Below are 14179 nucleotides of genomic sequence, written 5' to 3'. Positions count from 1 at the left end.
TTCCCCTTATCTGAGGGGGACGCACCAATTCCGTCGGGCGGGCTGATCTCTGAACGTCGCAATGGTCGGGCTCGCCCCGATCATCTCCTGCCGTTCCGCCCTCGTCTTCAGCGCCGCAGGACCGCCCCCGGGTTCATGATCCCCGCAGGGTCGAGGGCCGACTTGATGACCCGCATCGCGGCGAGCTTGGTCGGGTCGACGTAGCGTTCGAGGTCGCCGACCTTGAGCCGACCGACCCCGTGTTCCGCGCTGACCGAACCGCCGTGGCGATGGACGAGGTCGTGCACGGCGCTCTTGATCGCGTCACGCTCGTCCACGTGGTCGGCGCGGTCTTGGCCCGGCGCGGGGAAGACATTGTAATGCAGGTTGCCGTCGCCAACGTGGCCGAAGCAGTTGATCCGGAAGTCGCCGAGACCGGCGATCACCCCGGTCCCCGCGCGGATGAACTCCGGAATCGCCGCGGTCGGGACGGAGATGTCGTGGCTGCTGACCGCGCCGATCCGGCGATTGCCCTCGGGGATCGACTCTCGCAAGTGCCAGAAATCCTGCCGCTGCGCCTCGGACTGCGCAATGACGCCGTCGCTGACGAGCCCTGCCGCCTCTGCCGCGACGAAGAGATCCTCGAGCGCCGCCGTCGGCTCCCCCGCCCCGCCGAGGCCGAGATCGATCAGGACCGACCACTCCGGCTGCCCGAGCGGCAGGCGCACGTCCGGCATCGTCTCGGCCAGGAAAGCGAGCCCCGTGCGACCGATCAGTTCGAAGGCCGAGACGCCCTCCCCGATCCGGTCGCGCGCGAGGTTCAGAAGATCGAGCGCCGCCTGCGGATCCCGCACCGTCATCATCGCGGCTCCCATACGCGCGGGCCGCGGCCAGAGCTTCAGCGTGGCCGCCGTGATGATCCCGAGCGTGCCCTCCGCCCCGATCAGAAGATGGCGCAGGTCGTAGCCTGTGTTGTTCTTGCGCAGCGGCGACAGGCCGTGGAGCACGCTGCCATCGGGAAGCACCGCCTCCAGCCCGAGGCAGAGGTCGCGCGCGTTGCCGTAGCGTAGGACGTTTACGCCGCCCGCATTGGTCGAGAGAATGCCGCCGATGCGCGCCGACCCCTGGGCCGCGATGGTGAGCGGGAAGAGGCGGTCCGCTTCGGCGGCAACTTCCTGCACCTGCTGCAGGATCACACCGGCCTCCACCGTCAGAGCATTCTCGACCGGATCGACGCGGCGCACCCGCGTCATGCGTTCGAGCGAGAGGATCACAGGCACCGGCAGATCAGCGCTCACCTGTCCGCCGACGAGGCCGGTCCCGCCGCCGTAGGGAACGACGGCGACCCGATGTTCAGCCGCGTGACGCACGATCGTCGCCACTTCCTCCGTGGCGCCGGGTGCGAGGAGGAGACCGCCCTGTCCCGCCCAGCGGCCCCGCGACTCTTCGAGATAGCGCGCATCGAGATCGCGGAAGGCGGCCTCTGGCAGGAGACCACGCAGCGTCTCGGCGAAGGCCCCGGTGGCGGGGGTGTAGTCGGGCGGGGGTGTGTCGAGGGTCACTGGGGGTCCGTCAGGAAGGAGGGGCGTAGCACGATCACCGTCGGTCGTCGCGGCAGGGTGTTGAGAGATATTTCGAGAAAACTGGCGTCCCGCCGCTCGATGTCAAAGTCGTCCTCCATGCCGTTCAGGAATGCATCGAGGGACGACGGCCCGAACCAGTGCATCGGCAGGATCACGGAAGAGCGCAGCCGTTGCAGCACCCGGATCATCACCGGCAACTCCAGCGTCAGCCCGCCGTCCACCGGGGCCATCACCACGTCGAGCCGCCCGAGAGCCGCGTATTGCGTCGCATCCGGCTCATGGTGGAGGTGACCCAGATGTCCGATGCAGAGACCCGCGACCTCGAAGACGAAGATCGAATTGCCGTTCTCCTCGACCCCAGCGCCGGCGCGGGAGCGGATGTCGGTGGAGACCGAGCGTACCAGCATCTCGCCCAAGTCGAGGTGGTGGTCGACCGGCTCTCCGACACGGTCGGACCAGCCGGGCAGCACATGGTCGATCTCCGGGTCGGGCGTCGGCGTCCAATGGGAGATATGCGCACGGTTCATCGTCACCACGTCGGGCGCACGGGTCGCGCCGATGAAACCCGAGAAATCGGTGACTGCGCGCAGACCGCCCTCCGTCTCGATCAGGAACATGGAATGGTCGACGTAGTTGATCCGCACCGAAAAGGGCTCGAGCGGGGCGGCGAAACTGGCTTTGTGGACGAAACCGCCCGCCTCGGCGATCGCGATGCAATGGCTAGGGCGGCGTTCCTCCTGCGTGGTAGCGGGCGATGCACACGCCGCCAGAAGACAGGCGATCAGGGCGGCTGGACGGATCATGGCAGCACCTCCGCTGCGATCATCGCGCGATTCCCGTGCCGGGGCCAGTCACATCACGGAGCCGGAGACGTTTCGCCACCGGATCGCACGGGCTTCGCGCCGACCGCCTCCCAAGCTTCCGCCATTTCGCTCAGATCGAACGTCATCGCCTCGACCGGCAGGATGCGGCCCAGCCCCTCGATCATCCGCTCGGCCCCCTCGGGCGCGCCGACGACGACATATTTGTCGAGGTTCGAGAGCGACCGCAGACGGGACTTGATCGACGCCCAGTCGAAGCCCGCCCCGAGTTCGCTGCCCTCGTAGGAGCGAAAGATCAGAACGAGGCTCACACGCGGCCAGGCGTCGAACGCGGCGTTCATCTTCTCGGCCATCGCCTCCATGTCGGCGGCGCTCACCTCGCCGTCGATCTCGAAGGCGAAGACGTCGGGAACCGTAGTCTGGATTGCGCGGACGGCGTCTTTGGGCACGCCGTCGTCGGATACGTCGGGCATGGGCGACCTCCTTTCGGCATATGGCACCAAACGCACGAGCACCGCGTCCAGTTCAATCGCTCAGGTGTCGGCCCGCCCCCGGCGGTCGGACCGCAGCATCGCGTAGAGGACGTGGTTGCGCCAGCGACCGGCGATCTGAAGATAGCTTTGGGCGACCCCCTCGTACTTGAAGCCCGACCGCTCCAGCAGGCCGCGGGAGGCCACGTTTTCCTCAAGGCAGGCCGCCTCCAGACGGCTGAGGTCGAGGCGGGCGAAGGCGTGGTGCGACAGCGCCAGGATCGCCTCGCGCATGTAGCCCTGCCGCGCGTATTGCTGCCCGATCCAGTAGCCCAAGGTCGCCGACTGCGCCGGGCCCCGGCGCACGTTGTCGAGGGTGATCGCGCCCACGATCGCGTCGTCGGACTTCCGTGCCAGGAACAGCGCGAGCGCCGTCCCCTGCCCGTGGCTGCGGCTTGCCCAATGGACGCGGTTGGTGAAGCTCTTGCGGCTCAGGTGGTCCGCCGCCCACTCCGGCTCCCAGGGCTGCAGGAAGGCGGCGGAGCTTTCGCGCAGCGCGGCCCAGGCGCGGTAGTCCGAATGCTGCGGCAGGCGCAGGAGCAGGCGCTCGGTCTGGATCCGTGGCTTGCGCAGGGCACCGAAGATCATGCGGCGAGCCGGTCGCGCAGCGCCGCGACGTCCGGCGCGTGCTCTACCGGGCCATAGAGCGCAAGCGCCGGTTCGCCGTCGGTCAGGCGGGCGGCATGGGCGCGTACGGCGGCCACATCGACGGCGTCGATCCTGCCGATGGTCTCCGCAAGCGGTGGCACGCGGTCCCAGATCGCGACGACGCGGGCGAGGCGCTCGGCGCGGCTGCTGGGCGATTCGAGACCCATGAGCATCCCCGACTTCATCTGCGCCCGCGCGCGCGCCACCTCGGCCTCGGTCATGTCGTCGGCGGCACGTTTCAATTCGTCGATCGTCAGCCGCGCGAGATCGCCGACGTCCTCGGCTCCGGTACCGGCGTAGACCGTGAGCATACCGCCGTCCGAATGCGCCGCCACGCTCGCGAAGATCGTGTAGCAGAGGCCGCGCTTCTCCCGCGCCTCCTGGAAGAGCCGCGAGGACATGCCGCCCCCCATCGCCCCCGCGAAGACCTGCGCGGCGTAGATGCCGTCGTCGCGATAGCCCGGCTGCGTGAAGCCGAGTGCGATATGCGCCTGTTCCAGCGACTTGGCCTGCCGGATCTCGCCGCCCCTAAACCGCCCGGGCGTCGGCTCGATGAGGGGCCGGCGCGGCAGGTGGCCGAAGAGATCCTCCGCCATGCGGCAGAGCGCGTCGTGGTCGACCGCACCGGCGGCCGCGAGGATCATCTGCTCGGGGCCATAGTGCTCGGCGGTGAATCGCTGCAGGTCCGCGCGCTCGAACGCCTGCACGCGCTCGCTCGGCCCGAGGATGGTGCGACCGAGCGGCTGCTCGGGATAGGCGGCCTCCTGCAGCCAGTCGAAGATGATGTCGTCGGGCGTGTCGAGCGCCTGCCCGATCTCCTGCAGGATGACGCCGCGTTCGATCTCGATCTCGCGCGGGTCGAAGACCGGGTTCAGTACGATGTCGGCGATGAGGTCCGCGGCCAGCGCCACGTCCTCGCCCAGGACGCGGGCGTAGTAGGCCGTGACCTCGCGCGAGGTATAGGCGTTGATGTAGCCGCCCACGTCCTCGATCTGCTCGGCGATCTGCAGCGCGCTCCGCCGTTCGGTGCCCTTGAAGGCCATGTGCTCGAGGAAATGCGCGATCCCATTCTGCTCCGCCGCCTCATGACGCCCGCCGGCACCGACCCAGACGCCGACGCTCGCTGATTGCAGGCCCGGCATATGCTCGGTCACGACGCGAAAGCCGTTCGGAAGGCGGTGGAGTTGCGTGCTCATGCGGTGGGCCTTCAGATACGGGCGTCGATGACGGCTTCGACGGCGGCGAGATCATTCTCGACCCGCGTGATGCGCTCGTCGCGGTCGAAGAGGTCGGCCATTCGCGGCGGCAGGGCCGGGCGGACGCCCGTCGCGGCCTCGACGGCGTCGGGGAACTTGGCGGGATGGGCGGTGGCGAGCGTCACCATCGGCACGTCGCCCAGATGCGCCTCGGCGACATGGGTGCCGACGGCCGTATGCGGGCAGAGCAATTCACCGCTGCGCTTCAGGTAGGAGCCGATGGCCGCCGTCGTCTCGGCCTCCGTCGCCCGGCCGGAGGCATAGACCTCCTGCAGCGCCTGCAGCGCGCCCTGACTGACGGTGAAGCCGCCCTCCTTCAGTTCCGCCATGAGCTGGGCAATGGCGCGTCCGTCGCCGCCATAGGCCAAGTGCAGCGCCCGCTCGAAGTTGGAGCTGACCTGAATGTCCATCGAAGGCGAGATCGACGGCTCCACGGTGCCCGGGCGATACTCGCCCGTCGTCAGGCAGCGATGCAGGATGTCGTTCTGGTTCGTCGCCACGACGAGCTGCCGGATCGGCAGGCCCATGCGCTTGGCGATATGGCCCGCGAAGATGTCGCCGAAGTTGCCCGTGGGCACCGTGAACGACACCTCGCGGTGCGGCGCACCGAGGGCCGTCGCGGCGCTGAAGTAGTAGACGACCTGCGCCAGCACGCGGGCGAAGTTGATCGAGTTCACACCCGCGAGCCGCACGCGGTCGCGGAAGTCGAAGTGGTTGAACATGTCCTTCACACGGGCCTGCGCGTCGTCGAAGTGCCCGTCGATGGCGAGCGCGTGGACATTGGCCTCCGCCGGCGTCGTCATCTGCCGGCGCTGCACCTCCGAGACGCGGCCGTGCGGGTAGAGGATGAAGACATCGACCGCGTCGAGCCCCCGGAAGGCCTCCATCGCCGCCGAGCCGGTGTCGCCGGACGTCGCCCCGACGATGGTGACCCGCTCGCCCCGCTTGGTCAACGTGTGCTCGAACATCTGCCCGATGAGCTGCATCGCGAAGTCCTTGAACGCGAGCGTCGGCCCGTGGAACAGCTCCAGCAGGAAATGGTTCGGAGCCAGCTGCTTCAGCGGCGCGCGGGCGTCGTGGCCGAAACCCGCGTAGGCCCGCTCGACCAGACCGGCGAAGGTCGCCTCGTCGAAAGCATCGCGTACGAAGGGGGCCATGACGCGCACCGCCACCTCCTCGTAGGGCAGGCCGGCGAGCGCGGCGATGTCGCCCCGCGACAGGGTCGGCAGGTCTTCGGGAACGTAGAGGCCACCGTCGCGCGCGAGGCCGGTCAGCATCGTATCCTCGAACCCCAGAATGGGGGCGTCGCCACGGGTGGAAATGTACCGCATCACAATAGAGCCTTCAGAGAGTGCGCCGCCTGATACGCCACAGCAGGAAGACTGTCATCCCCAACCAGACGGTAGCAAGCCCGAACCACTGGATCGCGTAGCCCAGATGGTTGTCGGGGATGCCGTCGGTGCCGACGGGGACGGGCGTGACGGCGAGCGGCGGCGTGGTGGCGGCGGCGACGACGAGCACGGGCTCGGTGCCCCGCGCCGCGGCCATCGCGGCGACGTCGCGGGCGAACCAGGTGTCGCCGTCTGGGTCGGGCGTGCCCGCGTTCGCGTCGTCGGGCCAGTTGAGATTGCCGGTGATCTCGATGGGAACGTCCGGCAATGCGATCGTCTCGCCCGCATCGAGCGGCACGACACCGAGGTCGACGAGGATGCGCCTGCCGCCGGTCTCGACCGGGGTGACGACGCGAAAACCCGTTCCCCCAGCGCGCCACGCCCCGAGGACGCGAAGCGGTTCACCGTCGATACGGCCCGTGAGCGCGACGGGGGCGAAATTGTCGGCGGCCTCGGCAGGCATGTCCGGGAGGGCGGCGGGCTCCGCGTCGATGCGGGCCTCGATCTCCGCGATCATCGCGTGCTTCCACTCCATCCGCTGCAGCTGCCAGACACCGAGCGTGCAGAGCACGGCGAAGCCGATCAGTCCGAAGAGCGCGGGGATCGCGAAGCGCATGTCAGGGGCCCTTGAAACGGGAAACGGCGCGGAAGACCCGCGCCGCCCGAGTTGCCGAAATCGGGGGCGTCAGCCGCCCCAGACGTAGACGGCCGCGAAGAGGAAGAGCCAGACCACGTCGACGAAGTGCCAGTACCAGGCCGCGGCCTCGAAGCCGATGTGCTTCGACGGCGAAAAATGCCCGGCCTGGAGGCGGAAGAGGCAGACGGCGAGGAAGATCGTGCCGATGATGACGTGAACGCCGTGGAAGCCGGTCGCCATGAAGAAGTTCGCGCCATAGATGTTGCCGGCGAAGCCGAAGCTCGCATGGGTGTATTCGTAGGCTTGGAACCCCGTGAAGATCACGCCCAGAACGATGGCGAGGATCAGGCCCCACTTCATGTCCTGTCGGTTGTTCTCGTGCACGAGCGCGTGGTGCGCCCAGGTCGCGGCCGCGCCCGAGCAGAGCAGGATCAGGGTGTTGATGAGCGGCAGGTGCCAAGGATCGAAGGTCTCGATACCGGCGGGCGGCCAGACTCCGTCGACGGCCGGGCTGTCGGGCCCCATCGGATAGATCGCGTGCTTGAAGAAGCTCCAGAACCAGGCCGCGAAGAACATCACCTCCGACATGATGAAGAAGATGAAGCCGTAGCGCAGGCCGATGCGCACGACGGGCGTGTGGTCGCCCACGTTCGATTCCTTCACGACGTCCGCCCACCAGGCGAACATCACGCCGAGAACGCCGACGAAGCCGACGGCGAACATCCAGGGGTTCGAATGGTCCTTCATCCAGAAGACCGCCCCCAGCAGCATGATGAAGCCGGAGACCGAGCCGAGGAACGGCCAGATAGAGGGCGGAAGGATGTGATAGTCGTGGTTCTTGGCCTGGGCCATTTCGTCGCCTCTCAGTTGGTCTGCGTCGCCGCGTCTTCACCGCTCGTAAGCGCGGCGTAGTCGTCGGGCAAGTCCATCGTGTGGAAGGTGTAGGACAGGGTTATTTCGGGCACGCCCTTCGCTTCCGGGTCGTCGACGATCGCGGGGTCGACGTAGAAGGTGACGGGCATGGAGACGGTTTCGCCGGGCTGAAGGATCTGCTCCTCGAAGCAGAAGCAGGCGATCTTCACGAAATGGGGGCCCGCGGCATAGGGCGCGACGTTGTAGCTTGCCGTGCCGGCGACGGGCTCGTCGGTCGGGTTCGTCGCCTCGTAGAACGCAAGGTTGGTCTCGCCGATACGCACGCGCATGGTCGTTTGCGACGGCTTGAAGTCCCAGGGCATGTCGCGCTCGCGGCTCGCGTCGAAGCGCACCAGAACCGTCCGCTCCAGTACTTCGCCGGCTCCGGCCTCGGCCCGCGCAGTCGTGCCGCCATAACCGGTCACGCGGCAGAACAGATCGTAGAGCGGGACCGCGGCCCAGCCGAGCGAACCCATGCCGAGAACGGTGAAAAGCGTCATCGCGACGACGCGGCCATTGTCCGTCAGGTTGCGCCACCAGGTCTTCATTCGTCGTCCTCCGTCGGTGTGGCCCCATCGTCGGGTACGAGGGCCGGGCGCGCAACGTGGTCAAATGCCTCGGCGAAGCCGCCGGTCGTCACCTTCACGACCGTGAGCGCGAAGACGATCACGATAAAGCCCAGCAGAACGGCCAGAAGACCGAAGTTCCGGCCCCGGCGGCGGACGTGAAGCTCGTGGTCCTGATGCATCACCAGCCTCCGTAGGGGCCGAGCGCAGCCTCGGCGACGAAGACCGCGAAATGCGCGAAGAGATAGATGAGCGACCACTTGAAGAGCCGCCGTTCCGCCAGATGCGCATCGGCGTCGCTGTCGAGATCGTCACGCCGGACGACGGCCCAGGCGCGCTGCAGCCAGACCGCATTCAGAACCGAGGCGACGGCAAGCGTCAGCGGCCCGCCGATCGCCGTGAAGGCGGTCACGAAGGAGACCGCGACGAGGCCCAGCGACCAGAGCCAGGTCTGCCGGCGGGTCTCGTCCCGTCCGTGGGTGACGGTGAGCATCGGGATGCGGGCGACGTGATAGTCGAGCTTCACGAAGAGCGCGAGCGCCCAGAAGTGAGGCGGCGTCCACATGAAGATGAGCGCGACCATCAGCCAGGCCTCGAGCGGTGTCGTGCCCGTGACGGCAGCATAGCCGATCATCGGCGGGAAGGCCCCCGCCAGCCCTCCGATCACGGTGTTCCAGGAGGTCGTGCGCTTGAGCCACATCGAGTAGATGACGGCGTAGAAGAAGATCGTGAAGAGAAGCCAGCCGGCCGCGACCCAATTGGCGGTCAGCCCGAGCATCGTCACCGACAGCACCGTCAGGAAGAGCCCGAGTGCCAGCGCGTCCGACGGGGTGACGCGGCCGGACGGGATCGGGCGGTTGCGCGTGCGCTTCATCACCCGGTCGATGTCGGCGTCGAACCACATGTTGAGCGCGCCCGACGCCCCGGCCCCGATCGCGATCCAGAGGATCGACGTGGCGGCGAGGAAGGGGTGCAGCCCCTCCGGCGCGACCAGAAGGCCCACGAGCGCCGTGAAGACCGACAGCGACATCAGCCGCGGCTTCAGGAGCTGCCAGTAATCGCGCAGCCCGGCCTCTTCGGCCGGGCCGTCGACATGGGCCATATGGAGCGACAGATCGGTCACGTCAGTCCCTTCGGAAGCGGCGTCTTACCAGGTGTCGATCTCGCCGGCCTTCACGGCATCGAGCCACTCGGCATATTTCTCCTCGGAAACGACCTTCACGGTAATCGGCATGTAGGCGTGGGAGATGCCGCAGAGCTCGGAGCACTGGCCGAAGTAGATCCCCTCCTGATCGGCCTTGAACCAGAGCTGGGCGAGGCGTCCGGGGATGCCGTCCTGCTTCACCCCGAAGGAGGGGATCGTCCAGGAGTGGATCACGTCGCCCGCCGTGACCTGCATCACCACGGTCTTGCCTACGGGCACGACGACGGCGGTGTCGGTGGCGAGGCGGAAATGGTCGTCGGTATAGCCGGCCTCCTGCAGCTGGGCCGAGACCTCATCGGTCATCATGTTCCCGGCATCGGCCCCGATCATGTAGGAGGAGAACTCGACGCCCTCTTCCTCGGGGTACTCGTAGCCCCAGTACCACTGGTAGCCGGTCACCTTCACGACGACCTCGCCCTCGGGGATGCGCTGCTGGTCGAAGAGCACCGGCAGCGAGAAGGCCCCGATGCCCACGAGGATAAGGATCGGCACGATCGTCCAGGCGACCTCGAGCGGCGAATTGTGCGTGAAGGTCGCGGGGTCGCTGTTGGCCTTGCGGTTGTAGCGCACGACGACCCAGGCGATCAGCGCGGTCACGAAGAGCGCGATGATCGTGATGATGACCAGCAGGAACGTGTCGAGCCAATGGATCTCGGTCGCGAGCGACGTCGCGGCCGGCTGGAATCCGGTGCCCCCGGCCTGCGGCTCCCCGATCACCGGCAGATCGCCCAGGATCGACTGGGCGGAAGCGGCGAAGGGGGCCAGCGCGAGTGCTGCGGTCAGGCCGGCGGCCTTGAACGAGGGCATCTGCATGAGGTCTTTCCTTGATTGCGGAGCACGGCGGGTCGCGGCCGCGCGGGACATTTGGCACGCCTAAGACCATAACTGGCCCCGAGTCCGCAAGACCTCCGCGCCATATGTCGCACACGCGCGAGGCCCCGGCGCATCCCGATTGCGCCGGAACCCCGCGACCCCTCGGGGCCGCCCTCCCTGTGCCGCTCCGTAGTGCCATTCGCGCCGTCGCGCCTTGCGCTGGATCAAACCGGAGGGACAATCTCCGGCTTGCCGATCCCGTCGTCCGACGGCCAAAAACCGTCGCGCACCTCTGGGGTCCGGCCCGGATCCGTCCTATCTCTGGGACAGGACCGCAAGGATGACACGATGACCGACACTCCCTTCCGCCCCTTCGAGACGCTGCTCGACCGCGACGCCGCCCTCGCCGTCCTGCGCGACACCCTCGCAGGGGCCGACGACGGCGAGCTGTTCCTCGAGCGGCGACGCTCGGAGATGGTGGTCTTCGACGACGGACGGGTTAAGACCGCGAGCTACGACGCGTCGGAAGGATTCGGCCTGCGCGCGGTGCGGGGCGAGACGGCAGGCTACGCCCATTCGACCGAAATCTCCGAGACATCGCTCAAGCGCGCGGCGGAGACCGCTCGCCTCGCGGTCGGCGACGGCGGCGGCACGCTCGCGGACGCGCCGCAGGGCACGAACCGTCGTCTCTATACCGACGCGGACCCAATCGCCGGCGTCGCCTTCGACGTGAAGCTCGATACCCTGCGGGAGATCGACGCCTACGCACGCGGCCTCGATCCCCACGTCGTACAGGTCTCCGCCTCGATGTCCGCCTCGCTGCAGGAGGTGGAGATCCTGCGCCCCGAAGGGGCCTCGACCGCCGATGCCCGCCCGATGGTGCGCCTGAACGTGTCGATCATCGTGGAAGAGAACGGCCGCCGCGAATCCGGCACGGCGGGAGGCGGGGGGCGCATCGCGCTCGACGGTCTGGTGAAGCGCGACCACTTCGAGGCTTTGGCGCGGGAGGCGCTGCGCATCGCCACGGTCAACCTCTCGGCGGAGCCTGCGCCCGCTGGCGTGATGGACGTGGCGCTTGGCCCCGGCTGGCCCGGCATCCTGCTGCACGAAGCCGTGGGCCACGGCCTCGAGGGCGACTTCAACCGCAAGGACCAGTCGGCCTTCGCCGGCCTCATGGGGCAGCGGATCGCCGCGCCCGGCGTCACGGTCCTCGACGACGGGACGCTCCCCGACCGGCGCGGTTCGATCACCGTGGACGACGAGGGCACGCCGTCGGGCAGGACGACACTGATCGAGGACGGCATCCTCGTGGGCTACATGCAGGACCGGCAGAACGCCCGGTTGATGGGGGTCGAGCCCACGGGCAACGGCCGCCGCGAGAGCTATGCTCACGCGCCCATGCCGCGGATGACGAACACCTACATGCTTGACGGGGACGCGACCCCGGGCGACATCGTGGCCGACGTGAAGGACGGCATCTACGCCGTGGGCTTCGGCGGAGGGCAGGTCGACATCACCAACGGCAAGTTCGTGTTCTCCTGCACCGAGGCCTACCGCGTGAAGGACGGCCGCGTCGGCGCGCCCGTCAAGGGCGCGACGCTGATCGGCGACGGTGCGACCGCGCTCAAGGGCATCCGCGCGATCGGCAACGACATGGCGCTCGACCCGGGCATGGGCAATTGCGGCAAGCAGGGACAGTGGGTGCCCGTGGGCGTGGGTCAGCCCACGCTCCTGATCGGCGGGCTGACCGTGGGCGGCTCCGCCGCGTGACTGCCTTCCGCACGGTGAAGCGCGGCAATCTGCGGCTCACCGGCATGGACTGGCTGCTCGCGGCGGTGGCGACATGGCTCGTGCCGGGCGCGCTTGGCGGGCTACTGGTGCTGCCGCTCTTCGCGCTGGATGCGCTCGGTTGGGTCGACGGCGGGGGCGTCGGGGCCGGCACGCCGCTCGGCCTTGTCACGACCTTCGGCGTCCTTCTCTTCATGGCCCCTCTGGTCACGATCTTCATCGTTCCCCTCGCACTCCTTCTGGGAAACCTCGCGCTGCGGATCGGCTACGGCGGCTGGGGCACCGCGCTTTGCGTCGCAGCTCTCGCCCCGGCCCCGTTCATCGCGTCCTACGCCGTGGCCGAGCCCGACCCGCTCCTGACGCTGCTGGTCTACTGGGGTATCTACGCCGCCCCGGCGCTCGTCCACGCGGCCGTTCTTTGGTTTACGATCCGCCTGCGTCGGCCGGAGGCCATCGCGCCGCGCGCGGCTTAACGGATCGGTAAGCCCCAGCCCGCACAGTCATGCGATGCAAGAGCTGATTCGTCCCGGCATGGCCGAAGCCCCGCTGCCCACCTTCGACACGCCACCGTCGCAGGACGAGCTTTTCGCCCGCCTGCGGCTCGCCCGATCGCGCAGGGTCGGACCGGCGACGTTTCGTCGGCTGATCGCCGAGCACGGCAACGCCCGCGCGGCGCTCACCGCCCTGCCGGAGGTGGCCCGCGCCGCCGGCGACACCGGCTACGCGCCGGCCGAGGAGGGGCTGGTGCGGCGCGAGATCCGGGCGGCGCGGCGGCACGGCGCACGCCTGCTGACGCTCGGTGCGCCCGGCTACCCGGCGCGCCTCGCCGAGATCGCCGACGCCCCGCCCGTCCTCTGGGCGCGGGGGGAGGCGGCCGCCCTCTCGGCCCCGACAGTCGCCATCGTCGGCACGCGCAACGCCTCCTCGCTCGCGCTTCGCATGGCACGGTCGCTCGGACGGGCGCTGGCCGAGGCGGGCGTCACGGTGGTCTCGGGCCTCGCCCGCGGGGTCGATACCGTGGCCCACGATGCCGCGCTTGCGGGCAAGACCGTGGCGGTCCACGCGGGCGGGCTCGACAGGGTCTACCCGGCAGAGAACGTCGATTTGGCCGGCCGCATCGCGAAGGCGGGCTGCAACCTGAGCGAACGTCCCTTCGGCCTCGCGCCGCAGGCCCGCGACTTCCCGCGGCGCAACCGCATCATCTCGGGTACGGCGCAGGTGGTCGTGGTGGTCGAGGCGGCGGCGAAGTCGGGCTCGATGATCACCGCGCGCAACGCCCTCGATCAGGGCCGCGAGGTCATGGCGGTCCCGGGCCATCCCTTCGACGGTCGCGCCTCGGGCTGCAACCTCCTCCTGCGCGACGGGGCCGCGCTGGTCCGGGGTGCCGACGACGTGCTCGACCTGCTCGACGGCCTGCGCGAGGGATCCGCGCCAAAGCCCAAGGCCCGCCCGGCACCCGCGACGAACCGGCAGCCAACGTCCGAAGTCCCCCTCGACACACGCGTCCTCGACCTGCTGTCGCCGACGCCGGTCGCAGAGGATCAACTGCTCGCGGAACTCGGCGATGCAGGGCCCGTCGATGCGCGACACCTGTCGGCCCGCCTCTCCGAACTCGAACTCTCGGGCCGGATCGAACGAAGGGCGGGCGGCCTTCTCGTCCGGGTCTGACCGGCGAGACCCCGGAAGGGCCGGATCCGACGGGCAAAGACGAAACCACGGTTCGGAACGGGGCACGTCCGACCGATCGAAGCGCGACCTGATCCTCCACCTCGCGGAGCGGCGGGCGGACGTCGGGCGAGGCGGCGTCGGATCCGATGCGTGACGCACCCGCGCGGGTTTGAACACGCCGAACCGATGGAGCCGCAAAGTGGGACGGCATACGCCGGCCCGTCCGGTCGGTCGGGCCGAAACGACACCGAAGCTGCGGCCCTGACCGCACCGAGCCTAACGCTCCGCTCCGGTCACGACAGTCCGCGCACGGCCTCACCGAGCCCGTGACGGCCCGATCTCTTGCGAAACGTGCGGGACATCGGGGAACCGCCGCCCCGCTC

The 14179-nt window shown here is 68.8% G+C and carries 15 protein-coding genes; 3 read left to right on the top strand and 12 right to left on the bottom strand.

Translation table 11 applies throughout. The features are described 5' to 3' along the window. Window positions 1–107 precede the first annotated feature (107 nt). The 12 genes from HSX43_RS04250 to coxB form a co-directional block, all read right to left on the bottom strand. Window positions 108–1541 carry an FAD-binding oxidoreductase gene (locus HSX43_RS04250; RefSeq protein WP_179378862.1) on the bottom strand — a complete coding sequence of 478 codons (1434 nt, stop codon included), beginning with the start codon at window positions 1539–1541 and terminating at the stop codon, window positions 108–110. Next, complete coding sequence (locus tag HSX43_RS04245) at window positions 1538–2365, bottom strand: MBL fold metallo-hydrolase (protein ID WP_179378861.1); 828 nt, start codon at window positions 2363–2365, stop codon at window positions 1538–1540. Before HSX43_RS04245 ends, HSX43_RS04250 begins: the two co-directional genes overlap by 4 nt. A gap of 53 nt (window positions 2366–2418) precedes the next feature. After that, window positions 2419–2856: a SpoIIAA family protein gene (locus HSX43_RS04240; protein WP_179378860.1), complete on the bottom strand. Its 438-nt coding sequence runs from the start codon at window positions 2854–2856 to the stop codon at window positions 2419–2421. A 60-nt stretch (window positions 2857–2916) separates the two neighbouring features. After that, window positions 2917–3501 (bottom strand): GNAT family N-acetyltransferase, encoded by a 585-nt coding sequence (locus HSX43_RS04235; protein WP_179378859.1) that lies wholly within the window; start codon window positions 3499–3501, stop codon window positions 2917–2919. Continuing rightward, window positions 3498–4757: a M16 family metallopeptidase gene (locus tag HSX43_RS04230; RefSeq protein WP_179378858.1), complete on the bottom strand. Its 1260-nt coding sequence runs from the start codon at window positions 4755–4757 to the stop codon at window positions 3498–3500. Before HSX43_RS04230 ends, HSX43_RS04235 begins: the two co-directional genes overlap by 4 nt. Window positions 4758–4768: 11 nt before the next feature. Beyond that, on the bottom strand, window positions 4769–6148 hold the full coding sequence (gene thrC, locus HSX43_RS04225; protein ID WP_179378857.1) for a threonine synthase: 1380 nt from the start codon (window positions 6146–6148) through the stop codon (window positions 4769–4771). Between the two features lie 13 nt (window positions 6149–6161). Then, window positions 6162–6824 (bottom strand): SURF1 family protein, encoded by a 663-nt coding sequence (locus tag HSX43_RS04220; protein WP_179378856.1) that lies wholly within the window; start codon window positions 6822–6824, stop codon window positions 6162–6164. A gap of 69 nt (window positions 6825–6893) precedes the next feature. After that, window positions 6894–7697: a cytochrome c oxidase subunit 3 gene (locus tag HSX43_RS04215; protein ID WP_179378855.1), complete on the bottom strand. Its 804-nt coding sequence runs from the start codon at window positions 7695–7697 to the stop codon at window positions 6894–6896. An 11-nt stretch (window positions 7698–7708) separates the two neighbouring features. Further along, window positions 7709–8305 carry a cytochrome c oxidase assembly protein gene (locus tag HSX43_RS04210; RefSeq protein ID WP_179378854.1) on the bottom strand — a complete coding sequence of 199 codons (597 nt, stop codon included), beginning with the start codon at window positions 8303–8305 and terminating at the stop codon, window positions 7709–7711. Beyond that, window positions 8302–8505: a hypothetical protein gene (locus HSX43_RS04205; protein WP_235962497.1), complete on the bottom strand. Its 204-nt coding sequence runs from the start codon at window positions 8503–8505 to the stop codon at window positions 8302–8304. Before HSX43_RS04205 ends, HSX43_RS04210 begins: the two co-directional genes overlap by 4 nt. After that, complete coding sequence (cyoE, locus tag HSX43_RS04200) at window positions 8505–9425, bottom strand: heme o synthase (RefSeq protein ID WP_179379265.1); 921 nt, start codon at window positions 9423–9425, stop codon at window positions 8505–8507. The genes HSX43_RS04205 and cyoE overlap by 1 nt, the downstream gene beginning before the upstream one ends. A gap of 45 nt (window positions 9426–9470) precedes the next feature. Continuing rightward, entirely contained in the window at window positions 9471–10340 is an 870-nt protein-coding gene (gene coxB / locus HSX43_RS04195; protein WP_179378853.1) for a cytochrome c oxidase subunit II, read from the bottom strand. 348 nt (window positions 10341–10688) lie between these two features. Here coxB and tldD point away from each other — a divergent pair, with 348 nt between their 5' ends. Genes tldD through dprA form a run of 3 tightly spaced genes read left to right on the top strand, consistent with a single transcriptional unit; the run spans window position 10689 to window position 13796 of the window. After that, window positions 10689–12110: a metalloprotease TldD gene (gene tldD / locus HSX43_RS04190; RefSeq protein ID WP_179378852.1), complete on the top strand. Its 1422-nt coding sequence runs from the start codon at window positions 10689–10691 to the stop codon at window positions 12108–12110. Beyond that, window positions 12107–12601 (top strand): hypothetical protein, encoded by a 495-nt coding sequence (locus HSX43_RS04185; RefSeq protein ID WP_179378851.1) that lies wholly within the window; start codon window positions 12107–12109, stop codon window positions 12599–12601. The genes tldD and HSX43_RS04185 overlap by 4 nt, the downstream gene beginning before the upstream one ends. 58 nt (window positions 12602–12659) lie before the next feature. Beyond that, a complete protein-coding gene (gene dprA / locus HSX43_RS04180; protein ID WP_179378850.1) occupies window positions 12660–13796 on the top strand; it encodes a DNA-processing protein DprA in 1137 nt (378 codons plus the stop codon). Window positions 13797–14179 lie beyond the last annotated feature (383 nt).

This window comes from Jannaschia marina (assembly GCF_013404595.1).
In the GTDB taxonomy this organism is placed as follows: Bacteria; Pseudomonadota; Alphaproteobacteria; order Rhodobacterales; family Rhodobacteraceae; genus Jannaschia; species Jannaschia marina.
This window is presented reverse-complemented; position numbering and strand designations above follow the sequence as displayed.

What these genes read in the sequence shown, in the direction of transcription:
- HSX43_RS04245 (WP_179378861.1), bottom strand. Translation starts at nt 2,365, where the DNA reads ATGATCCGTCCAGCCGCCCTGATCGCCTGTCTTCTGGCGGCGTGTGCA.
- HSX43_RS04240 (WP_179378860.1), bottom strand. Translation starts at nt 2,856, where the DNA reads ATGCCCGACGTATCCGACGACGGCGTGCCCAAAGACGCCGTCCGCGCA.
- HSX43_RS04235 (WP_179378859.1), bottom strand. Translation starts at nt 3,501, where the DNA reads ATGATCTTCGGTGCCCTGCGCAAGCCACGGATCCAGACCGAGCGCCTG.
- HSX43_RS04230 (WP_179378858.1), bottom strand. Translation starts at nt 4,757, where the DNA reads ATGAGCACGCAACTCCACCGCCTTCCGAACGGCTTTCGCGTCGTGACC.
- thrC (WP_179378857.1), bottom strand. Translation starts at nt 6,148, where the DNA reads ATGCGGTACATTTCCACCCGTGGCGACGCCCCCATTCTGGGGTTCGAG.
- HSX43_RS04220 (WP_179378856.1), bottom strand. Translation starts at nt 6,824, where the DNA reads ATGCGCTTCGCGATCCCCGCGCTCTTCGGACTGATCGGCTTCGCCGTG.
- HSX43_RS04215 (WP_179378855.1), bottom strand. Translation starts at nt 7,697, where the DNA reads ATGGCCCAGGCCAAGAACCACGACTATCACATCCTTCCGCCCTCTATC.
- HSX43_RS04210 (WP_179378854.1), bottom strand. Translation starts at nt 8,305, where the DNA reads ATGAAGACCTGGTGGCGCAACCTGACGGACAATGGCCGCGTCGTCGCG.
- HSX43_RS04205 (WP_235962497.1), bottom strand. Translation starts at nt 8,505, where the DNA reads ATGCATCAGGACCACGAGCTTCACGTCCGCCGCCGGGGCCGGAACTTC.
- cyoE (WP_179379265.1), bottom strand. Translation starts at nt 9,425, where the DNA reads ATGGCCCATGTCGACGGCCCGGCCGAAGAGGCCGGGCTGCGCGATTAC.
- coxB (WP_179378853.1), bottom strand. Translation starts at nt 10,340, where the DNA reads ATGCAGATGCCCTCGTTCAAGGCCGCCGGCCTGACCGCAGCACTCGCG.
- tldD (WP_179378852.1), top strand. Translation starts at nt 10,689, where the DNA reads ATGACCGACACTCCCTTCCGCCCCTTCGAGACGCTGCTCGACCGCGAC.
- dprA (WP_179378850.1), top strand. Translation starts at nt 12,660, where the DNA reads ATGGCCGAAGCCCCGCTGCCCACCTTCGACACGCCACCGTCGCAGGAC.